Below are 26,010 nucleotides of genomic sequence, written 5' to 3' on the forward strand. Positions count from 1 at the left end.
CCGTGAAATTATGCGTATATTATAATGAACGCGCAGAAATTTTCAGGGGGGATAAATATCCGATGAGAAAGATTTTCCGGCTTATCACTGCGGTATTACTCATAACAATTTTCACAGCCCCGGCATTTTCCGCACTAAGGCTACAGCCTCACACAAAGTACACGCTTTACATCGGCATGAATGACGGCAAGACGGGAAAACCTACATATGACTTGGCGGAAGCCCGGAAGATTCTCGTGAACGTTGCCGGGAAATATGTTGACGGCTACACGGTGTATGACGCTGAGGGATTCTGGCGCGAGGGCGAAAATACATACAGCGAGAAGACTCTAGTCTGCGTTATCGTTGACGTGTCAGAAGAATCCGTGCAGAAAGTCATGAATGAGGCACTGAAAATTTTCCGGCAGAATACGATTCTTGTTGAGCGGTCAGAAGTAGTGAGCGAATTTTACGGCGGGGATTATTGATATTGAGCGGGAAAATATGCGGGGGGCGGGAGCTGTCTCACCCCCCGTAATTTTTGCGGCTACTTTGCGGGCTTGAGGTGATAGAACGTATCGAACTGGTAATAAGGCTCAGAGAGTATTACGCCGTTCGGGACATCGTACTTTGTGCCTCTTCCGCGCTTGTGCTCGAACCAGAAGACAACATCAGACCGCCCGGAACTGAGCATAGCGGCTCTTGCGCTGGACTCGATGTTCTGAAGCCTGACATTGATTCCGAGTCTGCCTGCGATTTCGGCGAGTATTGCGGCGTTGAAGCCGTTTGCTGAACCGTCCGGGGCAATGTAGTCTATCGGGGGCATGTCTCCTGTTACAGCGGCGTTGATTGTGGGCGCACCGTCAAAATTCCTGAACATCACCGGGCCGACTTCCTGCAAGTCGGGGTTGGTGATGTGCCTTTCCTCCATCACTGCTGTGTCTGTGCCGAGTATGTATTTCCCCTGAAGGGTTATGAGAGTCCCGTCGCGCTTCATTTCGGTGATTGCCTTGTCGAACGACTCGCACAATGCCTTGTTGTTCTCAAAGAATCCGAACGACAGCAAAAACGGATCTTTGGGAGTCATCACAATACAGTTGATTGTGTAGCCGTGGTTGGCGTTCATGAAATACTCGGCGACAGATTCGGGCATGAGGATTTCGTCAATCTCTCCGGCGTTGAGAGCCATAATCATCTGTGTGATTGACCTGTAGAAGAAAAATTCAGGCATGGCCGGGTTGTTAGCCATCATTACGACATGGCCGGCATTGGCGATAATATTGCGGAACTCTTTCGGGGTAACATTGAGGCGTTCAATCATTCCGACACGGTGCGAGGCTTCAGCCGAGAACACAGCCGGAGCGAAAGCGAGAATCATAACTAGGGCGCATAAAACTTTTTTCATGAAAACAATTCCTCCTTCAATCTTCGTCAAATCTCAAATGAATAAACGTGTTCCATTCGAGATAGGGTTCAGAGAGTATTATACTTTCAGGGACATCAAGATACTTGTCGGTCATTTTGCTGACTTCATACCAGAAAACGACATCGGTCTTCCCTGAGACAATAGCGGCAGTCCGTGCGCCCGTCTCAACCTGAATCACATTGATGTTTACACGGAGCCGCCTCCCGATTTCCGCAAGAACGGCCATGCTGTAGCCCGCTGGGAGTCCCATGTCATCAACAAAATCAACAGGCGGAAGATCCCCCGTAACAGCAACTTTCACCGTTTGCGCGTCCGGGAAGCTGTCGAATGTTATGCGGTTCTGCCTGCGTCTTTGCTTGGGTGTGATTCCGTAAATGGCATCATAAGTTTCATCGGGCGGGAAATTTTTGACGTACTTCTGAAACAGCCCGGAAAGCGTGTAATCATTCCTCATTGAGACTAAAGCGGCGTTCCATCTGTCGCGGAGGTGAACGCGGTCTTTCATGAAGCCGAAACAAAGACTCATCTGCCCGGAGTTTGAGATACAGCAGGGTGTATAGCTTTTGTTGACCTTCATGAGGTACTCGGCGACGAAATCGGGCAATATCATTTCTTCAATGTCCCCGCGTGAAAGTGCCATCTGCATTTGGGACAGTGAGTCGTAGAACCGGGCTTTGCTTGTTGTGTGATCATCGCCGAGAATCGCCCAGCCCTTTGCGGCCCAAGAGTTACGCATGAGCATGAAGAACTCATCCGGGGAAGATTGCAGGCGTGTCAGCAGTCCGACATAATCATCATCAGCATACGAGATTCCGCCCAGCATGGCCGAAATCATGAGAATACACAGAAATTTTTTCACGGTATCAGACTCCTTTTCAGGTATTGAAGGCTCTTATGATACCACGATACTAACGCTTCCCGCAGCTGTGAATGTCTGTCAGTCAGTCGGCCTTCTCTCGTCATTGATGAGGATGTAATTTGCGGACGCTCCCGCCCTAAGTGCCGCTGAGGATTTTCGTGTGGACGTGGTAGCCGAGTCCCTCAAGATGATTCAGATTGTGAGGATTTCACGTTCCTGATGTCGCCTAACGGAATATCGCGGAAATTAGCGGCGTAAGTCTCACGGGCTGAAGGGTCAATTTCTGACGAGAAAACGCACCCGCACCCGGCATTCTCGAAAGCGAGACGAATACCGCCGATTCCCGCGAAAGGGTCGGCAAACTTCATTCAGTTGTGTATGTAGAAGTCAAGAAAGTCCCGGCTAAATATGTTCCAGCTCCATGGATTCCCCCCGGCGGGTCTCTTCCGAAGGTGAATGAATTTCTCCCAGTCGTAATATGTCTCTGACACTATGACCCCTTCAGGTATGTCCGGCTGAGTCGCGGAGCCTTTCACGACCTCGTACCAGAAAACGACATCCGCACGTCCCGACGCAAGCGCAGCACTCCTAGCAGCCGACTCAATATTCAGCAGCTCAATGTTCACGCCGAGACGCTTCCCGATTTCCGCAAGCACCGCAGTGCTGAACCCGGCAGGCTCTCCCGCGTCATTCATGTAGTCGACAGGCGGCAAATCTCCCGTTACAGCCGCACGGATTGTCCCGGCTCCGTCAAATTTCGCGAACTCGACAGCTTTCGGGGGATTCTTTCCGGCTGAGGACAGGTACATTCCTTCAAGTGCTGAGAGCGTCCAATCCCCGCGCATTTCTGTTATTGCCCGGCTGAATTTCTCGCATAATTCTTTGTTGTCGGCTCGGAAACCGAATGCCAGTCCCATCCCCTTTGAGCGCAATACTAATACTGACTCATATTCGGGACTCTGATTCATGAGATACTCGGCTGTTGCTTCGGGTAATACTATGTGCTTTATTTCCCCGGCGTTCAGTCCCATCTGCATGGCGTTCAAATTCGGGTAGAACTTCACGCGGACTTCTAGCAGCTCATTGTGAGGGGCAAAGGATTTCTGCCATTCCTGCGAGAATGACTCCTCCGTTGAGTTCAGCTTCTCAAGCATTCCCAGCGATATAACGCGCTTTTCGAGGCCGTACGACGTTCCGCACAGCCCTGCAACAAGCACTAACGCAAAAATTAATCTCTTCACGTTATTTTGACCTGCCCACGACTAAATCGGTATCCCACTCGTAATAAGGCTCAGAGAGTATTACGCCGCCAGAGGACGAGTCAACCATTACGCCTTTAAGGTTTTTGCCGAGCTTCTTGGGAGTCTTTATGCCCTCGGTGTTCCTGTACCAGAAAACGACATCCGCCCGGCCTGACGCGAGAGCCGCTGACCTTCCGCCCGCCTCAACGCTGATTACACGTATATTGCGCTTGAGCCTCCTGCCGATTTCCGCCAGTATTGCCGTGTTGTAGCCTGTAGCGCGGCCGTCCGAAGCTATGTAGTCGATAGGGGGAAGGTCTCCTGTTACCGCGACTCTTATCGGCTTTGAGCTTTTGAACTCGGTGAGCTTGACTTCTTCAGGCTCGTTTGTCCCGATGTTCTTGATGAATTTGTCCTCGATTGTCATTAATGTTCCGTCCTGCTTCATGGCCTTTATTGCGGTGTCAAAATCTTTCTTGAGTGCGGTGTTTCCTGCCTTGAAGCCGAATGATATTGTTGACGGCATCATGTTCAGCGAGAATTGTATCTCGTAATCTTTCGGGTTAGTGGCGGTAAGGTACATCACTACAGGCTCAGGCAGGACGATCTCATCAATCTTGCGCGCCTTCAGAGCCATCTGCATTGCCAGCAGTGAGTCGTAGAAGTGGACTACCCTTCTTGCCCTCACAAGCTCCGACAGGAATCCATCAAGAAGGTCATAATCTTCCCATTCCTGTTTGGCTGACTCCTCCGTGATTAGCGGCGTTAGTGCCTTCCTCAAGTCGTCTAACGCTTCCTGAAACTCGGCCTCTGTCGTACCCAAGTATGTGAGGATTCCTGAGTCCACCTTGTCAGACTCGGCGGCCATTACAGCACCGCACATAATCATCACAGCAACTAGCGCGCATAATATTTTCCTCAACATGAACTCCTCCTAAAACTTTTTGACCGCGACAAGCTCAATGCCGTCTTTTGTTACACCCACGCGGACATCATCGGCAATGTTTGCGATTATTGACTTCTCAAGCTCATCGCACAAATCAAGCTCATCTTCTCCGTGTGCTTCTACGTCCTGTTTGTATTTCTCCATTGACCACGCATAAAGGGAGTCGCTCATTCCATCATCGGGAATCCCTAACGCCCCGTAAGGCATAAGCCCGGTGCCGTATTCCGCCTGAAGCCTGAAACTTTCCTCAATGCCGTAAAGACTCGCTTCAATCATCCCGCGAATCTTGTCCATGATTCCAATGTGCGCCGTGTTCTTGCCGGTTGTTGACACTGAGAGGAACTCTTTGCGCTTTCCGTAGTCGAGATCGGATTTTGCCGTGAGGTGAAGCGTGAATGTCCGCTCTTCAAGCTCAAGCCAGAAATCCGCGCTGAACTCGCCCGCCACTGACTGAACCATGCTGAGTATCTCCTCAGAAAGAAGACGCACCCGGAGTTTTTCCTTCTCGCTGAGATGCAGAAGCCCTGCTGCTTTTTCGGTCATGCTGAGGGCTTCCGGCATTCCTAAACCTGCGTTTGTGATTCTGATTTTCTCTGTTGTGATTTTCTGTATCATTAATTTCACCTTCCTGCCGGATATTTTACCCTATACTGCTGATTTACTTAGCATACTCCGCAGAAACAGCTGCAGAAAAATTTTTGTCAGGCACAGCAACAGCCAGGCTAAGTTTTTATTTTTTGTGTTATCAGTATCAATACTTTCTGTTTTATGGGCAATGGAAAAAAAGTGTCCGTGAAATGAAATTACCTTCATAGTTATTCACCCAAATACAATTCAGGGGGGATTATATCAATGTTAAAAGGTATTCCCGATATTTTGTCGCCCGACTTGCTGAAAGTCCTTGCCGAAATGGGACACGGCGACACGATTGTTATATTGACGGAAATTTTCCATCCGCTTCAATGGGCAAGAATGGCGTTGTTATTCGCTGCGATGGGCACGGAGGCCCGGAAATTCTCGACGCTGTTTTGAGCCTGCTTCCGCTTGATACGTTTGTCGAAAAGCCCGTTACCCTCATGAAAGTTGTACCCGGTCAGGAAGTCGAGACTCCTATATGGGACACGTATGGGCAGATAATCGCCAAGTATGATGAGCGGGGAAAAGACGCGATTCAGTTCCTCGAAAGGTTCGATTTCTACGAGGAGTCGAAAAAAGCCTACGCAATAATTGCGACAAGTGAGAAAGCTCTGTATGCCTGCATGATTCTGAAAAAGGGCGTAATAAAATCATGAGGGTGTTATCATTCGGCTCTCTCAACATCGATAATGTTTACAGCGTTCCTCACTTCATAGCACGAGGTGAGACTCTCGCGGCGCGTTCGCTAAACGTCTTCAGCGGGGGAAAAGGTCTGAATCAGTCTGTCGCGCTCGCAAAAGCCGGGCTGAAAGTTTTTCACGCAGGGGCAATCGGTGAAAATGACGGTCAGTTTCTCGTTGATGAGCTTGAAGCGGCAGGAGTAAACACCGAGTACATAAAGCGGCTGAAGGGAGTCAAGACAGGCCACACGATAATACAGAACAACACGGACGGCGACAACTGTATACTGTTATACGGAGGAGCCAATCAGTAAATTTCACGCGCACAGATTGATGAGACACTGAAAAATTTTGCGGCCTGGGACGCTCTCGTCATTCAAAACGAAATCAGCGAGTCGGAATACCTCGCCGAAAGCGCAAAGTCTCACGGAATGATTGTAGCCTTCAACCCGTCGCCGATGGAAGAGAAAATTATTCCCGTCTTCAAGTATGCTGATTATTTGCTGCTGAATGAGATTGAAGCAGGGCAGTTCCTGAATGATGATGTCTCAAGCAAAAAGCCGGAAGAAATTGCAGGAAGACTCCGGGAAAAATTGCCTGACACAAAAATTGTTTTGACGCTCGGCACTAATGGAGCTGTGTATTCTGACAGCGAGATTACGTTCCCTCAGGAAGCATTGAGAGTGAATGCGGTTGACACTACAGCGGCGGGAGATACATTTACGGGATTTTTCCTGACGGGAATTTTTGAGGGGAAGACTCCGCAGTGGTCGATGAGATTCGCAACGAACGCCTCAGCAATCGCAGTAACAAGACACGGCGCGGCACCGTCAATACCATCAAGGGAAGAAGTATTAGAGAGAATGAAGTGAAAAGTAAAAGGGGGATTGAATTTTACCGTCCCCCTTTTTGATTCTTAACGCGATTTTGTTACAGCATTTTTCCAGCCGTCATATAAAGTTCTGCGTTCACTCTCGGCCATGTCCGGCTTGTACAAAGTGCGTTTCAGATTCTTGAAGACATCATCACCGTAAAGCCCCGCAGAAATTCCCGCGCAGTAAGCCGCGCCAATCCCGGATAATTCCTCAGCGTCAGGAACTCTCACGGGAATATTCAGCATGTCGCTCTGAAACTGCATGAGATATTTGTTGCGTGTCGGGCCTCCGTCGACTCTTAGTCCGCTAATTGTGATTCCTGAGCTTGAACGCATTGCCTCTACGATGTCCGTAATCTGATACACGATACAATCAAGCGCGGCTTTGACGATCTCATTTTTGCCCGTTGAGCGAGTCATTCCCACAATGCAGGCTGAAGCGTGAGAGTCTCAATACGGCGCGCCTAATCCCGAAAACGCCGGGACTAAATATGTTTTGTCGTTCTTGTTCGCTGACCGTGCAAGCGATTCAGTTTCTCCGGGACTCGCTATAAGTTTCAGGCCGTCTTTCAGCCAAGTGATTACGGCTCCCGTATAATTTATGTTGCCTTCTAGGACGTAATTCACTTTTCCGCCGATCTTCCACGCGAGACTCGTTACAATTCCCGCGTCGCTGAAGACCGGCTTTTCTCCCGTGTTCATCATGACAGAAGAGCCTGTGCCGTAAGTCGCCTTAATCATTCCCGCGTCAAGACAGCCCTGCCCGAATAACGCGCCGTGAGAGTCACCCAAGACTCCGCAGATAGGAATCTTCCTGTCAAGCCAGCCGTCAAAATCTGTCATGCCAGAATCGCCGTCAGAGTCTGTAACTTCAGCCATGCAATTTTTATCGAGGCCGAAAATTTTCAGAAGGTCATCATCCCATTCAAGCGTGTTGATGTTGAAGAGCTGAGTCCGCGAGGCGCTAGAGTAATCCGTCTGATGCCGTTCGCCGTTCGTGAGTTTGTAGACGAGCCACGAGTCAATCGTTCCTACTGCGATTTCTCCGGCCTTTGAGCGTTCAGAGACTCCTGCGACATTCTGGAATATCCACGTCAATTTAGCCGCCGGGAAATAGGGAGATAATTTGATTCCCGTCTTCCTGTAAACAGTCTCGGAATATCCCTGCTTTTCGAGTCCCTCGCAGATTTCAGCTCCCCTTGCGCACTGCCACACAATAGCGTTGTACAGAGGCTCACCCGTCTTCCTGCTCCAACATGCTGAAGTCTCGCGCTGATTGCTTATTCCCAACGCGGAAATTTCGCCCTTGTCGATTCCGGCTTTTGACACGAGGTCTTTCACAACCTGCAAAGTGTTCGCGTAAATTTCGCTGAGGTCGTGTTCAACCCAGCCTTTGTCGTTGATGATCTGCCTGTGCGGTTTGTCGGTTCTGCAAAGGAGTGCGCCTTTGTCATCAAACAGCAAAGCCTTTGTGCCTTGCGTGTTCTGGTCAACACTAAGAATATATTTTCCCATCAGCCTAAAATTTCGCAGACTTTTTTCGCGATTCCATCTGCGTTCATTCCGTAGTAGGCGAAAACTTCCTGCGATTTTCCCGTGATTACAGGCTCATCATGAAGCGACAGGTTGATTACCTTTTTCGGGTCGTTCGCGCTGATTACCTGAGCTACCATGCTTCCGAGTCCCCCGAACGGTGAATGCTCTTCAACCGTAAGTACTAACTTTTTCCCGGCGGCGTGTTTGAGCAGTGTCTCAGTGTCGAGAGGCTTAACGCAATACATATCGAGGACTCCCGCTGAGATTCCTTTTGCCCGCAACAATTCGGCAGCATCCTTTGAGGCTTTTACGACTTCACCGCAGGCGACAATGAGAACGTCTGTGCCTTCAGCAAGAACTGTAGCCTTGTCCATCGCGAATGGCACGTTTCCTTCTGAGTAGACATCTTCAACGGGATTGCGTCCGATTCTCACATATGCTGTCTTGTTGTCCTTCAGGAGTGCTTCAAAGACACAGCGAGTCTGGAATCTGTCTGACGGAAGATAGACTCTCATGTTCGGTATTGCTGACATGGCCGCGATGTCCTGCGCTGAATGATGAGTCATCCCTAACGCGCCGTAGCTCACTCCGCCGGAAATCCCGATAAGTTTCACGTTCGTGTCGGAATATGCACAGTCAACTTTGCACTGCTCATAGCTCCGTGTTGAAATGAATGACGCAGGAGAGACCGCGAACGCCTTTTTACCGCATGAGGCAAGACCCGCCGCAATGCGCACGAGATTCTGCTCTGCGATTCCGACTTCCACGAACTGCTCCGGGAATGCGTCAGCGAATGACGACAGGGAAGCAGATCCCCGCGAGTCACTGCACAGCACAACGACATCTCTATCTTTTGAGGCTGCCTCTTTGAGTACCTCGCACATTACAGCGCGGTTTGCGATTTTGTTAGCCATTGATTAACGCCTCCTTGTACGCGGCAATATCAGCGCAGATTCTTTCGTATTCTTCCTGTGTCGGCAATTTGTGGTGCCAGTTCGCTTTGTTCTCGATTAACGGGGACGCTTTGCCCTTGAGAGTCTCAGCGATAATTACGGTGGGTTTTCCTTTCGTCCTCTCCGCAACGTCAAGAGCGTCGCTTATCTGCTGAATGTCGTTGCCGTTCATTACGTTAATCACATTCCACCCGGAAGCCTCGAACCTTAACGCGATATTTCCCGGCGACAAAACCTCGTCAACATTCCCCGAAATCTGAAGGTGATTGTGATCCACGAACGCGCAGAGATTATCCAGCCTGTAATGACCGCCGGCCGCAGCACCTTCCCACACAGAACCCTCTGCAAGCTCGCCGTCTCCCATTAGGGTATAGACGCGGTAATTTTTCTTGTCCATTTTCCCCGCTAAAGCCATTCCGACAGACACAGAGAGGCCATGACCTAATGAGCCTGAGTTCATTTCGATTCCCGGCAAAGTGTTATGAGGATGACCGATGTATTCAGAGCCGAATTTTGAGAATTTCGCTTTCACCTCGTCAAGATTCATGAAACCCTCGTACGATAACACCGCGTAAAGAGTCTCTACACAGTGTCCCTTGCTGAGTACGAATCTGTCGCGGTCGGGTGAGTCTTGTGTTTCGGGCGTAACGTTCATTCTCTCGTAGAGCGTGAGAAGTATTTCGGGTTCGCTCATGTCTCCGCCGATATGACCTCCGCCCCCGGCCATGATGATGTCGAGAGCGTCCCGGCGAATGTCGAAAGCCTTAATGCTTAACTCTTTGACGTTCTTAATTTTCCGCATGTATAGCCGCTACGTGATGGATATACGGCCCTTCAACAACTTTTGCCTCAAGCCGCTTCAGATTGTTGACCTCAATCCACACATAAGTCCCGCGCGTGAATGGCCCGTCGATTCCCTTTGCATGTCCGAGAAGTATTGAGTACTCCCCGCCGTCGCCGTCAAAACGTACAAGGCTCATTAGTCCGTGTTTCGCTTCAGCCGATACTGCGCCGTTCTGAGGGAATGCGACAGGTACGCAGATAGACGGCTTCTCTTTTGCGACTGAAATCGGCCATGGCCCGCAGTGCTGCAATAATTCTCCGTTCTCGTTGTCGGGGTGTCTCACTGTCCAGTCAGAGAACATTACGCGGCGTTCATTCATTGAGGCTGCCTCGGCGATTAACTGCGAGATTGTCCCGTGAATGTCAGTCTCACACACAACGGGGATTCCTTCCTCGTTAAGCAGGCTGTTAGCGGCGCAGGGCATAATGTTAATTTCGTCCTGCAATGCGTTCCAGCACTGAATCGCGATGGCGTTGCACCCGTATTTTTCCGCAAGACTCTTCATGGCGACTTTCAGCGCGGCGACTTTCTCAAGCGATTTATCCTCAATCTTGCAGAACATATTTTCCTTGCAGTAGGCGATGACTTTTGCGACCTCGTTTTTCTCCTCTTTCCATTTCCGCATTTCCGCGTAAAGTTCAGGAAGGGGGATCGGTGAAAGCTGAATGTTGAATTTTTCGAGAAGCTCGCCCTCATTGCACATTGTTGACCAGAAATCGAACGGACGCGGGCCAATCTGCAAAATTCTTGTGTGCCTGAAAACTTTACAGACTCAACTTTTTACGACATTGCAGACCGCTATGAAGTCCCGTAATCCGCGCTCAAATTCCGGGTCAGTAAGGTTGCAGTTGTTCATGTAGGTGAATGGGACTCTGAACCGCCGCAAAACTTTTCCCGTTGCGAAGAGTCCGCACTGGCTGTCGCGGAGTCTCATACCGTCCGGGCTTGGGCGTTCGTCTCTAGAACCCCATAAGAGTACAGGAACGTTTAACGCTTTTGCGAGCCTTGCGCATTCGTACTCCGTCCCGAAATTAGCGTGAGGAATGAAAAGCCCGGCTACATTTTCGGCCTTGAATTTCGCGGTAATCTTTTCGAGTCCGGCATCGTCATACAGCAATCCTTCCTCGTTCACGTCGTCAATGTCAACAAAATCAATGTTCAGCTCACGGAGTCGATTTGCTGTAAGTTTCCTGTACTCAACCGCCGCGGGTGCGCTGAAGATTGCCCGTCTTGTAGGCGCGAATCCTATCTTGATTTTTGCGCTCATAGATTTTCCCCCTTTATCTTGTTACTTTGACTCGTTGCGTGCCTGTAACGCCATTTTTGCCTGTAAATTTCTCTGCGTCTGGTCGATTATTACCGCGAGGATTATTACTGCGCCGCGTATGATTTTCTGCCAGAACTCAGAGACTCCGCACATCGTCATTCCGTCATTGATTACGCCGATAACGAAAGCTCCGACAATTGTCCCGATAATCGTACCTGAGCCGCCCGACATTGACGTGCCGCCGAGAACTGTAGCCGCGATTGCGTTCATTTCCCAGCCGTCGCCCGAAGCAGGATGAGCCGCCGACAATTGAGCCGTGTTGATGATTCCTATCCACGCCGCGCAGAATCCCGAAATCACGTAAGCAAGAATCTTCACGCGGTCAGCCTTAATCCCTGAAAGTTTCGCTGACTTCTCATTGCCTCCGACAGCGAGGAATTGCCAGCCCGTTGGAGTCCTGTTCAGCAACAACGCCGCTATGATTGAGAGTATCGCAAAGACATAAACGCCCGCAGGAATCCCAAACCAGTTAGCACCGAATGACTTCAAGCCGACATTGCCGAGTCCCTCAAAGCCTCCTATGCTTTAGAATGTCGCGCCCGCCGAACGCAGGTTAGCGAGTCCACGGCAGATGTACATTGTTCCGAGTGTCGTAATGAATGCCGCTATGTTAAGTTTTGTGATGATTAATCCGTTGACGAGTCCAATAAGGCAGCCCATGCAGAGCATCAGCACAATGATAGCCGGGACTGTGAAATAAATCGTTTTCCGCCGATCGTCAAGCCTTCCTGAATCAATCCGCCCGCGAGCATTCCGACAAGCCCGACAACTGAGCCGACAGACAAATCAATTCCGCCCGTGATGATTACGAACGTCATACCGAGCGCAAGAATGCCGTAAAGCGCTACATGTTTCGCGACCATCGTTAATGTGTTCAGTGAAAGGAACGATGATGACGCAAAGCTGAAGAAAATCACGAGAAGAATCAAGACGATAAACGTACGGCCTTTCAGCAAGGTCATAATCAACTGGCTGTTATCTTTTTTCATTGTTTCACCCCTAATCAAATTTCTGTTACGCCGCCGCGTGTTTGCCTGTTCCGAGTCCAGCATATGAAGCCCGGACTAAGTTGTCTTCTGTTATCTCTGAGCCGGTTAATTCAGCGGTGCATTTGCCGTTTGAGAGGACATAAATTCTGTCAGCAATCGCCATAATCTCTTTCAGCTCTGACGATATTACGATAATTGAGAGTCCGCGCTCCGAGAAGTCGTGAATGATTTCGAACACTTCCGTTTTTGCGCCGATGTCAATTCCTCATGAAGGCTCGTCCATCAGAAGCACTTCCGGCTTTGTCATGAGTCCTTTTGCGATTACAACCTTCTGCTGATTGCCTCCTGAAAGCGAGAGAATCGGAAGATGTTTATCCGCAACCTTTATGTGAAGCTCTCTGATTTCCTCGTCAACGGCTTTCCCCTCTGCTGTGTAATCCATGAAGCAGAAGCGCGTGAACTCCTCAAGAGACGCAAGAGAAGCATTTTTGCAGATGTCGAGACTTTGAACGAGTCCCTGCCTCTGTCTGTCTTCCGGCACAATCGCAAACCCCGCGTTAAGCTGGTCGGCAATCGTTCCTACTTTCATTTTCTGCCCCTTGTAGATGATTTCCCCTGAATGTTCGGGACGCATTCCCATCAGGCACTCGAACAGCTCACTACGTCCTGCGCCTAATAGCCCGTAGATTCCGAGAACCTCGCCCTTCTTGAGATACATACTCACATCATCAAGAAGCCATCCTCCGCCTGTTTTGGGAAGATACAAATTGTTGACCTCTAGAACTTTTTCGGCCTCGTCAAGATTAATGCTCCGTTCGAATCTGTGATACTGTGTATTTTTCCCGACCATGTTCTCAACTATCCATTCAAGCGAGATGTCTTTTATGTCAGCGTCAGCAACATATTTCCCGTCTCTGAGAATAGTAACGTGGTCGCCGATCTCCATAATCTCTTCAAGCCTGTGTGAGATGTACACGATTGATATACCCTGTTCGAGAAGCTCGCGCATAATCTTGAACAGCACTTTTACTTCAGCGGCAGAAAGTGATGATGTAGGCTCGTCCATAATGAGAACGCGCAAATCATCGTCAACAAGATTCCGGGCAATCTCTACCATCTGCTGTTGTCCGACCCGCAAATCACCGACTAGAGTCTCAGGCGGTATTTCATGCTCAAGACGCTGGAGAATTTTCCGCGCTCCCTCAATGTGTTTTCTGTCGTCAAGAAATCCTGCGTTAGTCTTCTCATGATTCATGTAGATGTTTTGATACACTGTCAGATTCGGGAAGAGGCTTAATTCCTGGTGAATTATTCCGATGCCTTTTGCCTTTGCATCGTTAATGTCCCGGAAGTAAACCTCTTCTCCGTCCATGTACATTTTCCCCGCTGAGGGCTGCTCAATCCCGGCAATCATTTTCATGAGCGTAGATTTTCTCGCTCCGTTCTCGCCGATTAACACATTCACTTTTGCTTTGAGAAGGTCAAATGAAACTTGGTCGAGAGCCTTTGTGCCGGGGTAAATTTTGTCGATTTTCTCGCAGTGCAAAACTACATTGGGATCATCAAACATAAAATCCCCTCCACTATTCAACAACGATTGAAACAGGGGTAATATTGACCTGATTCCCTGATGACACAGCCGCGCCGATAACTGTTACAGTTTTTCCCTTCACGCTGTCATTGATTGCGAGGGGCGAAACTACTTCATTGTCTACCTGAGTATTCAGAGCCTTTGCGTACTGGCTCCATTCGGTTTGATTCGTGAAGTCTCCGAAACTTTTGACGGTCTGAACATCGCGGACAGCAGTCCCGGTATAAATGCTTCCGAGCTGAATCACGAACTGCATACCGCCCGAATAAATTTCAGGAGTTACGGCCATAGTTTTGCGCTTTCCCCCGGCCTTTGACGAGTAATCGCTGACTGTCCCCCGGAACTTTATCGCCTTTCCTGCGCCTAACTCTTTGAGGTTTACCGCGTTAATGTCTTCTGCCTTGCCTGTGATTTCTGCGGAAATTTTCGCCCAGTCGCTTCCCGAACTTGCATTAGCGTCAAAAGCAACAACGCCCGTGTATTTTCCTTCCGTCCCTTTTTCGATGACGAGCGCGGAATTTGCTACAAAAGCGACAATAGCCACAGCGATAATTACGGCTAAAATTTTTCCCTTCAAGATAATCTCTCCTTTCGTGGGATAAAAAAAATCTCCCCCTCCGCGTTTGAAGGGGGAAAAGTGAAGTTACTTCTCTGTGTAGACGAACTGCGAGAGATTCGCAACGTTGTCCTTTGTGATTGCTATGCAGGGGACAAGCTGTTTTTCTGAGGCGGGCTTTGTTCCGTTCTTGATGTAAGCGTCAGCCTGCTCAACGGCGATTTCTGTTATTCTCGCAATCTGCTGTAATGCTGTGCCTACCATCTGGCCTTTTGCGATGTAGGCGGCGGCATCATCTGAGCCATCGAGGCCAATAATCTTGATGTCTTTCCTTCCCGCGTCAATGCAGGCCTGAGCAGCTCCGCAGGCCATCGTGTCATTCCCGCAGATAATGCCGGTAATGTCGGGGTTCGCCTGGAGGATGGCCTCTGTCTTTGAGTAGCCTTCTGTCTGACTCCAGTTTGCTGACTGCTGAGCGACCATCTTCAGATCGGGATATTCATCGATTACTGAGTGATAATTCTGCGAACGCACCCAGCAATTTGTATCCGACTCAAGTCCGAGAAGCTCCGCGTATTTCCCTTTGTAGTCCATAGCCTCGACCCATTTCTCAGCGATTGCGGCGGCTCCCTGGCGTTGTCGGCGACTATCTGAGCGATGGCGAGTCCCGAAGCGTTGATTTCGCGGTCAATGAGGAACACGGGAATTTTTGCCTCGACTGCTTTTCGTACTGCCTCGATTGAAGCGTCTGCCCCGGCGTTGTCGCAGATGATTGCGACTGCTTTGTCAGAAATTGCCGCCTCGAAAAGCTGAAGCTGTGCTGCCCGTCATCATCGTGAGAGAAACATTTCGGAGTATAGCCGAGTGCTGTAGCTTTTGCGGCTCCGACTCTCTGCTCAGTGCCGAAAAACGGATTTGACGCTGACGGGGTTATGATGTAATGATCCCTGCGGCTGACGCTGAGAGAGCAAGACACATAACCATTAATAGAGCGACTGATACGGTAATAAATCTCTTCATTATCGAAAAGTCCCCCCTGATTTATTTTTTGTGGATGTCGCAAATTTTACTAAATTACACAGCTAAATTTCAATAAATTATCAAGCTATTCTTTAGGAATATTTACTAAACTAAGCATTATGGTAATATTTTTTCGGTGATGTAAACAATGACAGTAACAGCGAAAATGATTGCCAAAGAGTTAGGGATTTCAGAGTCAGCGGTTTCAATAGCACTGAACAACAAAAAGGGAGTAAGCCGCGAGACAAGAAGAATAATTATAGATACGGCGCATATTACCGTTGATTGCCAATTGACCAAACATGTTTTTCCTTCGCGTTCTCAGGTTTGTTCTGTGCCATTACTCCGGCTAGGGCATGAGGAACATACAGCTCCTCAAGATATGCAGTCTCTTTTTCCGTCAAAACAAACTCAACTGATTTCACAGCACCTTCAACATGACTTATTTTTGTTGCACCTACAACTGGTGAAGCGGCCTTAGTCAAAAGCCATGCAAGCGCGATTTCTGTCATCGTTACATTTCTTTTTTCCGCAAGCTCCGACACTCTGGAAATAATTTCTGCGTCCTGATCTTTTGTCGCGTCATATTTGAAGCGGGCGTAACTGTCTTCCCGGAGTCGTTTTGAGTCTTCCTGCGGCATTCTTGAGAGTCTTCCGCTGGCTAACGGGCTGTAAGGTGTGAGAGCTATATTTTCTTCAGCGCAGTAAGGCACCATTTCGCGCTCTTCCTCACGGAAAATTAGGTTGTAATGTCCCTGAACAGATACGAATTTCGGGAAGCCTTCCCTTTCTGCAAGGGCGTTAGCTTTCGCGATCTGCCACGCGTAACAATTCGATATTCCTATGTAACGAACCTTCCCGGCTTTTACGGCTCTGTTCAATCCGTCAAGAATGTCGTAAATATCCGTCTGCCAGTCCCACATGTGATAAATGTACAAATCAACATAATCAACGCCGAGATTCTTAAAGCTCATGTCAAGCATGTTCGCTATATGCTGCTGGCCTGAGATACCGTCTTCTATTTCCTGCTGTGTTCGGGGCAGAAACTTTGTCGCTATTACAACGTCATCACGCCTCGCAAAATCACGCAGAGCCTTCCCGACATACTGCTCACTTGTACCGCTCTGATATGCTATTGCTGTGTCGTAAAAATTTATGCCGAGTTCTAATCCGCGCCGAATGATTCCACGAGTCTGTGATTCGTCAACTGTCCATGAATGCTGGCCTCTCGAAGCATCTCCGAAACCCATGCAGCCCATACAGATTCTTGACACCTTCAAATCCGAATTTCCGAGCCTAGTATATTGCATTTGTCTTCCTCCTTAGTCTTTAACTCCCAAAAGTTTTTTGGCGCATGTATATGCTATGTCGTAAATAGAAAGATACGTAAAATCTATCCCCGCGTCCTTCATGGCTTTGCGTTGCTTCTCTGAAACTACCGTATAGGGGTAAATTCCATATATGAACGGGAAAAAAGCATAGATAAAATTTTGCCGCTCCTGCTCCGAAATATCAGGGCAGAATTTCGCAATGCACCTTTCAACCGCCTTTACTGATTTCCCGTAAGCGGCTTTGAACTCCGTGAGCTTCTCAAGCCTGCTATTAGCTTCCATGTCAAAATGATTCATTGAGAAAAGTTTCAGCATTCTTCCGCGCTTCTCTAATGAACGGGCAAGCTCTCGCGCTATCTCATCGGCTGTCATGGATTCGCGGCTGTCGGTAATCATAGTAAGCTCTTCTGCCCATTGCTCATACTCTCTCTGAAGAAGGGCAAGGAATATCTCTTCTTTCGTATGGAAATAGTTATAGATAGCCGGCCTCTTTAATGAAGTAAGCTCCCCGATGTCCTTCATTGTTATCTCCCTGAAGCTCATTCTTTCATAAAGCAAAGCGCAGGCGTTCACTATCTCGTCTCTTCTGGCTCTGGCCAGTTCAGCAGAACCCCTTGAAATTTTCAGCACCTTCTTTCCTGACATCGCGTTAACGTTAATTCGCATTTTATACAAAAAAAGTTTGCTGTCAAATGTAAAATGCTTTCGTTGACAACATTTTATCAGCGGATATAATTTATACTGACACTGTGTCAAAATAATCATCAGGAGGTTTGCAATCTTGAAGAAAATCATATTCATGTTTGCGGTCATCTTTACGGTTTCGCTGACGTTCGGAATATCTTGCGCGGATGAGACATTCAAAGGCACTGCGGAAGGTCATAACGGGCCTTTAAGCGTTTCGGTGAAAATCGACGGTGATGGGAAAATCATTCAGGCTGAAGTTACATCACACATCGAAACGGCTGGAGTCTCAGAACGAGCCATAAAGGAAATGCCGGGAAGAATCACAGACGCGCAGTGATTAACGCTGTACGAAATGCCATAACAGCAGCAGGGCTTGACGCGAACAAATACATGACTCCTCCGTCGCAGCACGAAAAGCAAAAGGCAGTTTATGATGTTGATATTGCGATTGTCGGAGGCGGTATCGCCGGGTTGTCTGCCGGAACTCATGCGGCTGAGAGCGGGAAAAAAGTCCTCATCATCGAGAAACAGAGTCAGCTTGGTGGCTCGGCACTTCTTGCGGCAGGAGTCATGAATGTTGCCGGGACGAGTCTTCAGCGTGAAAACGGAATCAATGACTCGCCCGAAAATAACGTTAAGGATCTCGCGAATCCTTCAAGCAAATACATAACCGACAATCCCGTGTTCAGCCTGATAATGCACCGAAACGGAGCCAAAATGATAGAGGAACTACGCGGCAGAGGATTGGAATTTGTCGACTACAGCACAATGCGCCCGCGTATTCATATCGCAGCCCCTGCCATGTATCAGGGCGGCAACACAATAATAGAACTGTGGAAGAGAGATTTTGCCAAAGCAGGCGGAAAAGCTATTCTTGACACGAAAGTTACAGGACTCATTTTTGACGATGCCGGAACAGTAACAGGCGTAAAAGCAGAGGGGAAAAATACAGAAGTAACCGTGAACGCAAAGGCCGTAATTCTTGCGACTGGCGGCTACTCGAACAATATGCGGCTTGTAGCGAAACTCACGCCGGAATATTCGGGAGTAATTCCGCGCGACAATTCAGGGGCTACAGGAGACGGGATAACTTTCGCAGAGTCTGCCGGCGGGTATCTATGGGCAACTGATGCAGGCTATCAATTTTTCTGCGTTGACACAAAACGCCTTTACGACCTGCCGACGCTGTCGACTTTCGCATCTTCCATCATGGTAAACCTGAGCGGAGATAGCTTCGTGAATGAGTCTTTGCCGTTCACAATTCCCGCACGCGCTTTGAGATCACAAAAGGGCGGAAAGGGCTGGTTTGTCTTTGACGACACCGCAAGGGCAATGCACAAACCCATAGAGCATTATTTCGAGATGGGCATAGTAACAGAAGCGAACTCAGTCAATGAATTAGCAAACAAAATCTCAGCTCCGAATCTCCCTGCTACTGTCGAACACTATAACGCCATGAGCAAAGCCGGAAAAGATGAGGATTTCGGACGCTCCATAAATTTGCGCGGACTCACCGGGGAACATTTCTACGCTATAGGAGCATGGCCGGCAATTTATGTTTCTTTCGGCGGAGTGAAGTCAGATGAGAATTTCCGCGTAATTCGCAGGGACGGAACGCCGATAAAAGGTCTTTATGCTGCCGGTGAAATTCTCGGTTCTCTTGAGGCTCAGGAAGGAAGAGCATACACAAGCGGGCTGCTTCAGGGAATGGTTACAGGAAAGATTGCAGCAGATTCGGCAGTCGCTGACATGAAGAACTAGAATATTTGCACGATAAACCCCCGTGTCGTAACGGCAGGGGGATTCTTTTGTTCCGCTGAGAAATAAACCGCTTTGTAACTGCTATAATAAAAACCTTCAGAAAAACAGCGGCAGTATAAATTCGGAGATGACAAAAATGGGACAGCTTCCAATACCGATGAAAACAGCTTCACGTATATTTTTCGGAACAGCCAATCCGCCTGTGTCAGATGATGAGAAAACAGCTTATGACCTTATGGACACCGTTTTTGCTTCTGGAGTCAATGCATTTGACTGCGCCCGCAGTTATGGCAAAGCGGAAAAAGTATTAGGGAAATGGATTGAGTCCCGCAAATGCCGCGAGAAGGCAATAATTCTCAGCAAATGCGGTGATGTAAAAGCAGGAAAAGTTTTAGTGAACCGCCGCGTAATTATGGAACAGCTTAATCAAAGTTTAGAAGCACTGCGTACAAATTGCATTGATATTTATCTCCTTCACCGCGATGACCCGAATACGTCTGCTGAAGAATTAGCGGATAAGTACGGGGTTTCAGTCCCGGAAATCGCAATGCGCTACGTTTTCAGCAATGAGATGAATATTTTTGCGGTGGTCAGCACGACTTCAGCAGAACGGCTACAGATGAATATTCATGCGGCAAATAGTCCCCTCAGCGCGGAAGATGCCGCATACTTGGAGGCATAACGGCAATGAAGACAAAACAGGAAATATTTTTACGGCTGGCGTTCCTTTTCTGTGGGCTTACGGTTGCTCATCTCGGCGTTACATTATTCCTTCTAGCAAATCTCCTAGCAAATCTCGCTGCAGATCCGTTTAATGTTTTTGTTCAGGGACTTAATCACTTAATGCGTGGCTTCAATCTCTCACACGGTATCATTCATATGTGTATTTCTTTCATGATAATACTTGTCTTGTTAGTCGCAGACAGAAGCTACATCAAGGCAGGTACAATCATATGTATGTTCTGCGGAGGCCCGATAATAGATTTCTTCATGTGGGTGCTGAATGAGCTTGAGATAGAAAGCACAGGATTGGCGATAAAAATCCCGGTTTTGATTCTCGGCTGTGTCATTCTTGCTTTTGGGATGACTATCGTAATACGCTCAGAAGCCGGCACAGGGCCTAATGATTTAGTAGCCGTTGTGATAAGCGAAAAGGGGCATTTCAAATTTGGGCTTACAAGAGTAATCACAGACAGTATATTTGTTCTGGCTGGCTTTATTATGGGCGGTAAACTTGGAATAGGCACAATAATTTGCGCTTTCTTAGTCGGATTCGTTGCTGACTTTTTCATGCCATATTCACAGAAAATCATCAACTCAGGACTTCATTTGATTTAGATTGCATTAGTTAGCATTAAGCGGGATGCTATAGCCTTCACGGTTGCTTGAGGCTTTTATTTCTTCCCTGTCAAAAATTTTTACTGTCGGTTATCTGTTAATTGATACATATTAATTTTCAACAGTGCTGATTATATAATGCCCCTTTCACTTTTTGTGCTGTCCTGAAGGGAGGCAGGCTGCGGAATTTTGTTGCTATGATTATAGGGAAGGAAAAACGGAAATGCCGCCTGATTTTTTGCGAGGGCAGAACAGGAAAAACGAGTCATGAGAAAGAGTCATCCGCGCTCAAAAATACATGCCGTAAAATTCGCTCTGACCTGCGGAAATTGATGACAGATGTACGGGGCTTTGCGTCATTGGCGGAAGTGAGTAAAGGAATAATGCTATAATTTTTAGCTAAATTTTTCGCAGGGAGCTGAAAAGTGAAAATGTCCTCCGTATTATGTCCAACCAAGCAGAATCATCCTGCAACAAGAAATTCATCGCTTGAGCTACTGAGAATTGCCGCTATGATGATGACATAGGCCATCACATTTACAGGCACGGAAATTTTGATTTCCCCGCTGATGTGCTTTCCGTCAATAAGCTATGGGTTCAGTTCCTGCTGTCCACAGCCAATATAGGCGATAACATATTCGTCATCATATCGGGCTATTTCCTCATAAAATCCTCCGGCGTGAAATGGCTGAAGGCGTTCGGCTTATGGGTGCGGGCATTCTTCTACGCGGTGTCAATTTACTTCCTGTTTGTCTGGGCAGGGATGGCGGAGTTTGACATGAAAACTGCCCTGAGAGTCATGTGTCCCGTTACTAGGCCGGCAAACTGGTTCATTGCGACATACTTTGTGTTGTCCCTCATTCACCCGTATGTGAACGCCATGCTTCACTCATTCAGCCGTGAGGATTACAGAAAATACCTTGTCTCGGTCTTCATTTTCTGGAGCATAATACCAATGCTGACGAACTCAGATTTTCAGGGAAATCCTTTGATCAGCTTCATATGCCTGTATTCACTCGGAGGCTATATCAGGTTATGGGCTGACAGCTTTGGAGACAGGAAATATATCATGTACGGGGCATTGTCCGCGCTCGGTAATTTCTTTCTCATGGCTGTTCTTGAGTTTGCGGCGATGAGAATAGAGCCTCTCAGGAATTTTGCCGCGGGGCATCCTCTTTTTGTCGAATACTTATTTGATATGATGAGGCCGCTTCCTGTTCTTTCCGCGCTTTTCCTGTTCATAGGCTTCAAGCGTGTCAGGATAAACAGCAGGGCAATCAATATCGCGGCATCGGCTACTCTTGGAGTGTACCTGATTCATGAGAATGAATTTGTCCGCGAAAATTTCTTGTGGCAGGATATTTTCAGGATGCCTTCATTCACTGACAGCCCTTATCTTATCCCTTACTCGCTGGCGGCAATAATCATCGTGTATATTTCTTGCACCCTGATTGATTTGCTGCGGTCAAAAATCTTCCGGGCGTTGTCGCGGGGCAGGCTCTCATAACATACACACGTCCGCAAAATTCACGGATGCCCAAAACTTTATGGGTGTCCGTTTTTTTATGCGCCGTAATATAATTGATTAATATCTCGCAAAATTATCACAAGGAGCCAGGATAAAATTTATGTGCCGTCCACAGAATCATGAACAGAGAAATTTTATCGACACAATAAAACAGTTAGGCAACAGCGCAATCCTTATCCGCTGCGGCAAGGGCGGCAAATCGGAAGCCGTCTATATTTCCCCCGAATATATCGCCATGATGGAGGATGACCCCGCAGGTGCTGACCGCTTCAACGAGTCAGGAGACTTCAGCCCGATAATTTACCCGGAAGACAGGCCGCTTGTTGATTACATGCTGAAGAATCACGAAGCCCCCGACAAATCACAGCGCATTCAGATACGCAAAATCACCGCAAAGAACAATATTATTTGGTGCAGCGCACACTATGCTTTTCTCACGGTCGGCGGGGAAGATTATGTTTACATCACCTTTTCGGACATAACGCTGTTCAAGAATTACGAGGAGAAAATACGCACTAGCTACGATTCAATCGGGCAGAATTTCTACCATCAGGACAAATTCACGCTGGGAATGTTCCGGGCTGACATTACGCTTGACACTCTTGAGGAAGTCCGGGGCAGGGACTTGTTCAGCACAGACCAAGAGCAGCAGTCATTCTCAGGAATGCTCAAAGCCCGCTCAAAGCACTACATTAATTTCATGGAGCGCAAAAAGCTCATGGACACCTTCAGCCCGAACTCCCTCCTCGATTCTTACGTCAAAGGCAAAATAGGAATACGGCAGGTCTTATTGTCCCGGCGCGAGAACGGCGGAATATGTTACATTGAGTTCTCCGCCGTCATGACACGCAACCCCCTTAACGGCCATGTAGCCGCCTTCATTACTGAGCGCGAGTGCAACAACTCGAAAGTGTATCAGACTATTGTCGACAAAATTTTAGCCAGGCAGTTTGAGATGATAGCGTATATGGCTGTCGGACGCTATCACATCACTGTCAGCGACGGACAGAAAGAAGGCAGCATTCTCCCTAAATCTGAGCATGAGACTTTCAACGCATATATTCATGATGAGATACTGCCCATACTGCATGGGACTGACGAGCAAATTAACGAGATGACACGCGCATTAGCCCCGGACTCGATAGCGTTCGGCACTCAGAAAAATTCATTGTATGAAGTAAATATAGTGTGCGATATTGACGGGAGAATTTTCTACAAGCAGTTCAATTTTTACGCCGTAAACCCGGGATTTTATATCATCCTCGTTTCTGATACGACACGTTTGCACAAAGAGCAGCAGGAACGCTCCGAACAGTTAGAGGAAGCCCTAGACCTCGCAAACGCCGCAATGCAGCAGGCACGCCGGGCAAATTCCGCAAAAAGTGAGTTCCTAGCGAACATGTCCCACGAAATTCGCACACCGATTAACGCCGTGTTAGGCATGAATGAGATGATCATACGCGAAAGCACAAGCGACAGAATCACAACTTACGCCCGAAACGTAGAAAGTGCCGGGAAAAATCTTCTCTCAATCATCAACGACATATTAGACTTCTCCAAGATTGAAGCCGGAAAAATGGAGATTGCCGAGGGCGAGTACAAACTAAGCTCAGTCCTTAATGACGTAACAAACATGATTGTGTTCAAAGCAAGACAGAAAGATTTAGCCTTCTCCGTGAATGTTGATGAGGAACTGCCCGATGTCCTTTACGGCGATGAGGTGAGAGTCCGCCAGGTAGTAACAAACGTACTCAACAACGCCGTGAAATATACCCATGAGGGGAGCGTCGGACTCAGCGTTTCAGGCGGGAAGACTTACAGCGAGGACGGCTCAGAGACAATCAATCTTGTGTTCAGGATAACAGATACGGGAATCGGCATAAAGGAAGAGGATCTGCCCAAGCTCTTCAAGAAATTCGAGCGCATTGACCTTGTGCAGAATAATACGGTTGAAGGCACCGGGCTTGGGCTGTCTATCACTCACAACCTGCTTCAGCTCATGAACGGGCGCATAGAAGTCGAAAGCGAATACGGCAAAGGCTCAACGTTCATAATATATCTGCCTCAGCGCATAATCTCCGATGAGCCTATCGGGAACTTCCACGATAAATTTAACCGCTATGTTCACACAATGAGGGCATATCAGGAGTCTTTCAAAGCGTCAGAGGCTCATTTACTCGTTGTTGATGACACTGACATGAATTTGACCGTCATAGAAGGCTTACTCAGCAAGACGGAAATACAGCTTGACACCGCTTCAGGAGGCCATGAGGCATTATCCCTCACACGCGGGAAAAAGTATGACCTGATATTGATGGATCAGCGTATGCCATTGATGGACGGCACTCAGACAATGAAGGCCATACGCGCCCAAGACGGCGGAATGAATCAGGATACGCCGATAATCTGCCTTACCGCTGACGCTGTGAGCGGTGCGAGGAACAAATATCTTGCGGAGGGATTCACCGATTACCTGTCGAAACCTGTGGAAGGGCCGAGTCTTGAAGCCGCCCTGATAAAGTATCTCCCGCCGGAAAAAATCGTATTGCAGGAAGCCTCAGAGTCATTGCAGGACGAACAGCACGAACGCACAGCACTTGAGGATTTTTACGCCCACACCGATGGACTCAGCTACACGGAGGCAATCAGGAACTGCGCTACAGAGGCGATACTCACGAAAACCCTTCAGCAGTTCTGGAACTCAATCAACAACAACCTGCGCGACATTGAGTCATTCTGGAAAAATAACGACATCCACAATTACACGATAAAAGTACATGCCCTGAAAAGCTCGGCGCGTCTCATCGGAGCTATGGAGCTGTCAAAGCAGGCCGCCTATCTTGAGGAATGCGGGAACAATAATGACACTTCAAGCATTGCTGACTTCACGCCGGACTTGCTCGCGAATTACCGGGCGTGCCAGAAGAAATTAGCACCGCTTTACGCAGAGGATGACGACAAAGAAGAGATTTCCCCGGACAGGCTTCACGAGGCTTACGAGGCTATAAGGGAGTTCACCGCCATGTTCGACAGCGACTCGATTGACGGGATAATGGACATGCTGAGGAAGTACAAGATACCCGGCGATGAGTCAGAACGGTTCAACAGAATTGCGACATGTGCGGATTCTGCTGACTGGAGCGGATTAGAGGAAGCATTAAAGGATATATAGAGAGGAGATTGTCATGAAGGGAAAAATATTGTACGTAAGCGACAGGCCGTCAATGGGAGCTGACATGCTGGTGAAGACTCTCGGCGATACGTTCGAGGTTATGCAGGTTCGTTCGTCTGACGATGTGAAGCAGGTGCCGGGAATTGTGCTTGTGAATCTTGCGGGGCTTGAGACTTCTGACAGGGTGCGGAATCTTACGGCGGCAAAAGTCTTCATTCTTGGGACTCAGGCCGAAATTGACGACTCCGGCATTACAGGCGCAGAGGGAATCGCAAAGCCCTTCAACGCCGCGGAGGTCAAAGCCAAATTATTATCGCTCTCAGGGAACGCGGGAGATGTTCAGCGTACATTATTGCTTGTGGATGATGACGCTGTAATGATTCGGACACTGAGAGAGGGACTCAGCGCAGGCTACAAGGTATTGCCGGCAAATTCGGGAGCCAACGCCCTGAAGATTCTTGCGCGGGCAAAACCTGATCTGATATTGCTTGACTACGAAATGCCCGAAATGAACGGCCCGCAGGTATTGGAGGCACTGAGGGGGAATCCTGAGACGGCGAATATTCCGGTGATGTTCCTGACGGCCAAGAATGACGCTGACAGCATCGCAAAAATTGAGGCTATGAACACGCAGGGGCATATGCTGAAGACTCTTCCCCTCCGCGAAATCAGGAGCATGATACATAATTTCTTTGACGGAAAATAATGAAAGTCCCCCCGGAAGCATGGCCGGGGG

Annotated in this window: 33 protein-coding genes and 1 pseudogene; 12 read left to right on the forward strand and 22 right to left on the reverse strand. The window is 48.4% G+C overall.

The genetic code is table 11. From position 1 onward, the window contains the following. The first annotated feature begins 62 nt into the window (after positions 1-62). Positions 63-467 (forward strand): DUF3574 domain-containing protein, encoded by a 405-nt coding sequence (locus IKQ95_03770; protein ID MBR4195812.1) that lies wholly within the window; start codon positions 63-65, stop codon positions 465-467. 59 nt (positions 468-526) lie between these two features. Here IKQ95_03770 and IKQ95_03775 read toward each other — a convergent pair whose 3' ends face one another. The 6 genes from IKQ95_03775 to IKQ95_03800 all read right to left on the reverse strand — a co-directional run bounded on the left by IKQ95_03775 (position 527) and on the right by IKQ95_03800 (position 5,066). Next, the gene (locus IKQ95_03775) at positions 527-1,384 is read right to left on the reverse strand and encodes a transporter substrate-binding domain-containing protein (GenBank protein MBR4195813.1); all 858 of its coding nucleotides are present in this window, start codon (positions 1,382-1,384) and stop codon (positions 527-529) included. Between the two features lie 16 nt (positions 1,385-1,400). Then, the gene (locus IKQ95_03780; GenBank protein MBR4195814.1) at positions 1,401-2,264 is read right to left on the reverse strand and encodes a transporter substrate-binding domain-containing protein; all 864 of its coding nucleotides are present in this window, start codon (positions 2,262-2,264) and stop codon (positions 1,401-1,403) included. A gap of 182 nt (positions 2,265-2,446) precedes the next feature. Further along, positions 2,447-2,632, reverse strand: coding sequence for a DNA cytosine methyltransferase (locus tag IKQ95_03785; GenBank protein ID MBR4195815.1), 186 nt, complete (start codon positions 2,630-2,632; stop codon positions 2,447-2,449). Beyond that, positions 2,633-3,505: a transporter substrate-binding domain-containing protein gene (locus tag IKQ95_03790; protein ID MBR4195816.1), complete on the reverse strand. Its 873-nt coding sequence runs from the start codon at positions 3,503-3,505 to the stop codon at positions 2,633-2,635. Position 3,506: 1 nt separating this feature from the next. Next, positions 3,507-4,427, reverse strand: coding sequence for a transporter substrate-binding domain-containing protein (locus IKQ95_03795; protein MBR4195817.1), 921 nt, complete (start codon positions 4,425-4,427; stop codon positions 3,507-3,509). A gap of 12 nt (positions 4,428-4,439) precedes the next feature. After that, on the reverse strand, positions 4,440-5,066 hold the full coding sequence (locus IKQ95_03800) for a hypothetical protein (GenBank protein MBR4195818.1): 627 nt from the start codon (positions 5,064-5,066) through the stop codon (positions 4,440-4,442). A 237-nt stretch (positions 5,067-5,303) separates the two neighbouring features. On the opposite strand from IKQ95_03800, the pseudogene IKQ95_03805 reads away from it, so the two are divergent. The 3 genes and pseudogenes from IKQ95_03805 to IKQ95_03815 all read left to right on the forward strand — a co-directional run bounded on the left by IKQ95_03805 (position 5,304) and on the right by IKQ95_03815 (position 6,639). Further along, positions 5,304-5,743 (forward strand): annotated as a pseudogene (locus tag IKQ95_03805) (fucose isomerase). Next, positions 5,740-6,081: a hypothetical protein gene (locus IKQ95_03810; GenBank protein ID MBR4195819.1), complete on the forward strand. Its 342-nt coding sequence runs from the start codon at positions 5,740-5,742 to the stop codon at positions 6,079-6,081. Before IKQ95_03805 ends, IKQ95_03810 begins: the two are co-directional and overlap by 4 nt. A gap of 117 nt (positions 6,082-6,198) precedes the next feature. Continuing rightward, on the forward strand, positions 6,199-6,639 hold the full coding sequence (locus tag IKQ95_03815; GenBank protein ID MBR4195820.1) for a hypothetical protein: 441 nt from the start codon (positions 6,199-6,201) through the stop codon (positions 6,637-6,639). A 44-nt stretch (positions 6,640-6,683) separates the two neighbouring features. Here IKQ95_03815 and IKQ95_03820 read toward each other — a convergent pair whose 3' ends face one another. The 16 genes from IKQ95_03820 to IKQ95_03895 all read right to left on the reverse strand — a co-directional run bounded on the left by IKQ95_03820 (position 6,684) and on the right by IKQ95_03895 (position 17,418). Beyond that, a complete protein-coding gene (locus tag IKQ95_03820) occupies positions 6,684-7,061 on the reverse strand; it encodes a hypothetical protein (GenBank protein ID MBR4195821.1) in 378 nt (125 codons plus the stop codon). Between the two features lie 30 nt (positions 7,062-7,091). Next, the gene (locus IKQ95_03825) at positions 7,092-8,156 is read right to left on the reverse strand and encodes a glycerol kinase (protein MBR4195822.1); all 1,065 of its coding nucleotides are present in this window, start codon (positions 8,154-8,156) and stop codon (positions 7,092-7,094) included. Further along, positions 8,156-9,091, reverse strand: coding sequence for a hypothetical protein (locus tag IKQ95_03830; GenBank protein ID MBR4195823.1), 936 nt, complete (start codon positions 9,089-9,091; stop codon positions 8,156-8,158). Before IKQ95_03830 ends, IKQ95_03825 begins: the two co-directional genes overlap by 1 nt. Next, the gene (locus IKQ95_03835) at positions 9,084-9,932 is read right to left on the reverse strand and encodes a transketolase (protein ID MBR4195824.1); all 849 of its coding nucleotides are present in this window, start codon (positions 9,930-9,932) and stop codon (positions 9,084-9,086) included. Before IKQ95_03835 ends, IKQ95_03830 begins: the two co-directional genes overlap by 8 nt. Then, complete coding sequence (locus IKQ95_03840; protein ID MBR4195825.1) at positions 9,919-10,716, reverse strand: hypothetical protein; 798 nt, start codon at positions 10,714-10,716, stop codon at positions 9,919-9,921. Before IKQ95_03840 ends, IKQ95_03835 begins: the two co-directional genes overlap by 14 nt. Before the next feature lie 30 nt (positions 10,717-10,746). After that, positions 10,747-11,241 carry a hypothetical protein gene (locus tag IKQ95_03845; GenBank protein ID MBR4195826.1) on the reverse strand — a complete coding sequence of 165 codons (495 nt, stop codon included), beginning with the start codon at positions 11,239-11,241 and terminating at the stop codon, positions 10,747-10,749. Between the two features lie 21 nt (positions 11,242-11,262). Continuing rightward, positions 11,263-11,790, reverse strand: coding sequence for an ABC transporter permease (locus IKQ95_03850; protein ID MBR4195827.1), 528 nt, complete (start codon positions 11,788-11,790; stop codon positions 11,263-11,265). A 36-nt stretch (positions 11,791-11,826) separates the two neighbouring features. Next, a complete protein-coding gene (locus IKQ95_03855) occupies positions 11,827-11,961 on the reverse strand; it encodes a hypothetical protein (protein MBR4195828.1) in 135 nt (44 codons plus the stop codon). 8 nt (positions 11,962-11,969) lie between these two features. Further along, entirely contained in the window at positions 11,970-12,290 is a 321-nt protein-coding gene (locus IKQ95_03860; protein MBR4195829.1) for an ABC transporter permease, read from the reverse strand. 25 nt (positions 12,291-12,315) lie between these two features. Next, positions 12,316-12,528: a hypothetical protein gene (locus IKQ95_03865; GenBank protein ID MBR4195830.1), complete on the reverse strand. Its 213-nt coding sequence runs from the start codon at positions 12,526-12,528 to the stop codon at positions 12,316-12,318. Positions 12,529-12,555: 27 nt separating this feature from the next. Beyond that, a complete protein-coding gene (locus IKQ95_03870) occupies positions 12,556-13,860 on the reverse strand; it encodes a sugar ABC transporter ATP-binding protein (protein ID MBR4195831.1) in 1,305 nt (434 codons plus the stop codon). A gap of 13 nt (positions 13,861-13,873) precedes the next feature. Beyond that, positions 13,874-14,458, reverse strand: coding sequence for a DUF2291 family protein (locus IKQ95_03875; GenBank protein MBR4195832.1), 585 nt, complete (start codon positions 14,456-14,458; stop codon positions 13,874-13,876). A 66-nt stretch (positions 14,459-14,524) separates the two neighbouring features. Then, positions 14,525-15,031, reverse strand: a complete 507-nt coding sequence (locus IKQ95_03880) for a substrate-binding domain-containing protein (protein MBR4195833.1) — start codon at positions 15,029-15,031, stop codon at positions 14,525-14,527. Positions 15,032-15,083: 52 nt separating this feature from the next. Further along, positions 15,084-15,413, reverse strand: a complete 330-nt coding sequence (locus IKQ95_03885; GenBank protein ID MBR4195834.1) for a hypothetical protein — start codon at positions 15,411-15,413, stop codon at positions 15,084-15,086. Positions 15,414-15,732: 319 nt separating this feature from the next. After that, on the reverse strand, positions 15,733-16,767 hold the full coding sequence (locus IKQ95_03890; GenBank protein ID MBR4195835.1) for an aldo/keto reductase: 1,035 nt from the start codon (positions 16,765-16,767) through the stop codon (positions 15,733-15,735). 12 nt (positions 16,768-16,779) lie between these two features. After that, complete coding sequence (locus IKQ95_03895; protein MBR4195836.1) at positions 16,780-17,418, reverse strand: TetR/AcrR family transcriptional regulator; 639 nt, start codon at positions 17,416-17,418, stop codon at positions 16,780-16,782. Positions 17,419-17,569: 151 nt separating this feature from the next. Between IKQ95_03895 and IKQ95_03900 the strand changes: the two genes are divergently transcribed. From IKQ95_03900 to IKQ95_03935, 8 genes are all read left to right on the forward strand, one after another. After that, entirely contained in the window at positions 17,570-17,812 is a 243-nt protein-coding gene (locus tag IKQ95_03900) for an FMN-binding protein (GenBank protein ID MBR4195837.1), read from the forward strand. Further along, positions 17,809-19,236 (forward strand): FAD-dependent oxidoreductase, encoded by a 1,428-nt coding sequence (locus tag IKQ95_03905; protein ID MBR4195838.1) that lies wholly within the window; start codon positions 17,809-17,811, stop codon positions 19,234-19,236. The genes IKQ95_03900 and IKQ95_03905 overlap by 4 nt, the downstream gene beginning before the upstream one ends. Before the next feature lie 136 nt (positions 19,237-19,372). Continuing rightward, a complete protein-coding gene (locus tag IKQ95_03910) occupies positions 19,373-19,918 on the forward strand; it encodes an aldo/keto reductase (GenBank protein ID MBR4195839.1) in 546 nt (181 codons plus the stop codon). Positions 19,919-19,923: 5 nt separating this feature from the next. Continuing rightward, positions 19,924-20,574 (forward strand): YitT family protein, encoded by a 651-nt coding sequence (locus tag IKQ95_03915; GenBank protein ID MBR4195840.1) that lies wholly within the window; start codon positions 19,924-19,926, stop codon positions 20,572-20,574. A 197-nt stretch (positions 20,575-20,771) separates the two neighbouring features. Beyond that, positions 20,772-20,966, forward strand: coding sequence for a hypothetical protein (locus IKQ95_03920; GenBank protein ID MBR4195841.1), 195 nt, complete (start codon positions 20,772-20,774; stop codon positions 20,964-20,966). 179 nt (positions 20,967-21,145) lie between these two features. Further along, positions 21,146-22,081: a hypothetical protein gene (locus IKQ95_03925; protein ID MBR4195842.1), complete on the forward strand. Its 936-nt coding sequence runs from the start codon at positions 21,146-21,148 to the stop codon at positions 22,079-22,081. Positions 22,082-22,202: 121 nt separating this feature from the next. Continuing rightward, entirely contained in the window at positions 22,203-25,274 is a 3,072-nt protein-coding gene (locus IKQ95_03930; GenBank protein MBR4195843.1) for a response regulator, read from the forward strand. A gap of 13 nt (positions 25,275-25,287) precedes the next feature. After that, complete coding sequence (locus IKQ95_03935) at positions 25,288-25,980, forward strand: response regulator (GenBank protein ID MBR4195844.1); 693 nt, start codon at positions 25,288-25,290, stop codon at positions 25,978-25,980. Positions 25,981-26,010 lie beyond the last annotated feature (30 nt).

The sequence above is a fragment of the Synergistaceae bacterium genome (assembly GCA_017540085.1).
Lineage (GTDB): Bacteria > Synergistota > Synergistia > Synergistales > Aminobacteriaceae > JAFUXM01.

What these genes read in the sequence shown, in the direction of transcription:
- IKQ95_03770 (MBR4195812.1), top strand. Translation starts at nt 63, where the DNA reads ATGAGAAAGATTTTCCGGCTTATCACTGCGGTATTACTCATAACAATT.
- IKQ95_03775 (MBR4195813.1), bottom strand. Translation starts at nt 1,384, where the DNA reads ATGAAAAAAGTTTTATGCGCCCTAGTTATGATTCTCGCTTTCGCTCCG.
- IKQ95_03785 (MBR4195815.1), bottom strand. Translation starts at nt 2,632, where the DNA reads ATGAAGTTTGCCGACCCTTTCGCGGGAATCGGCGGTATTCGTCTCGCT.
- IKQ95_03800 (MBR4195818.1), bottom strand. Translation starts at nt 5,066, where the DNA reads ATGATACAGAAAATCACAACAGAGAAAATCAGAATCACAAACGCAGGT.
- IKQ95_03810 (MBR4195819.1), top strand. Translation starts at nt 5,740, where the DNA reads ATGAGGGTGTTATCATTCGGCTCTCTCAACATCGATAATGTTTACAGC.
- IKQ95_03815 (MBR4195820.1), top strand. Translation starts at nt 6,199, where the DNA reads ATGATTGTAGCCTTCAACCCGTCGCCGATGGAAGAGAAAATTATTCCC.
- IKQ95_03820 (MBR4195821.1), bottom strand. Translation starts at nt 7,061, where the DNA reads ATGACTCGCTCAACGGGCAAAAATGAGATCGTCAAAGCCGCGCTTGAT.
- IKQ95_03825 (MBR4195822.1), bottom strand. Translation starts at nt 8,156, where the DNA reads ATGGGAAAATATATTCTTAGTGTTGACCAGAACACGCAAGGCACAAAG.
- IKQ95_03830 (MBR4195823.1), bottom strand. Translation starts at nt 9,091, where the DNA reads ATGGCTAACAAAATCGCAAACCGCGCTGTAATGTGCGAGGTACTCAAA.
- IKQ95_03835 (MBR4195824.1), bottom strand. Translation starts at nt 9,932, where the DNA reads ATGCGGAAAATTAAGAACGTCAAAGAGTTAAGCATTAAGGCTTTCGAC.
- IKQ95_03845 (MBR4195826.1), bottom strand. Translation starts at nt 11,241, where the DNA reads ATGAGCGCAAAAATCAAGATAGGATTCGCGCCTACAAGACGGGCAATC.
- IKQ95_03855 (MBR4195828.1), bottom strand. Translation starts at nt 11,961, where the DNA reads ATGGGCTGCCTTATTGGACTCGTCAACGGATTAATCATCACAAAACTT.
- IKQ95_03860 (MBR4195829.1), bottom strand. Translation starts at nt 12,290, where the DNA reads ATGAAAAAAGATAACAGCCAGTTGATTATGACCTTGCTGAAAGGCCGT.
- IKQ95_03870 (MBR4195831.1), bottom strand. Translation starts at nt 13,860, where the DNA reads ATGTTTGATGATCCCAATGTAGTTTTGCACTGCGAGAAAATCGACAAA.
- IKQ95_03880 (MBR4195833.1), bottom strand. Translation starts at nt 15,031, where the DNA reads ATGGACTACAAAGGGAAATACGCGGAGCTTCTCGGACTTGAGTCGGAT.
- IKQ95_03890 (MBR4195835.1), bottom strand. Translation starts at nt 16,767, where the DNA reads ATGCAATATACTAGGCTCGGAAATTCGGATTTGAAGGTGTCAAGAATC.
- IKQ95_03910 (MBR4195839.1), top strand. Translation starts at nt 19,373, where the DNA reads ATGGGACAGCTTCCAATACCGATGAAAACAGCTTCACGTATATTTTTC.
- IKQ95_03915 (MBR4195840.1), top strand. Translation starts at nt 19,924, where the DNA reads ATGAAGACAAAACAGGAAATATTTTTACGGCTGGCGTTCCTTTTCTGT.
- IKQ95_03920 (MBR4195841.1), top strand. Translation starts at nt 20,772, where the DNA reads ATGATTATAGGGAAGGAAAAACGGAAATGCCGCCTGATTTTTTGCGAG.
- IKQ95_03930 (MBR4195843.1), top strand. Translation starts at nt 22,203, where the DNA reads ATGTGCCGTCCACAGAATCATGAACAGAGAAATTTTATCGACACAATA.
- IKQ95_03935 (MBR4195844.1), top strand. Translation starts at nt 25,288, where the DNA reads ATGAAGGGAAAAATATTGTACGTAAGCGACAGGCCGTCAATGGGAGCT.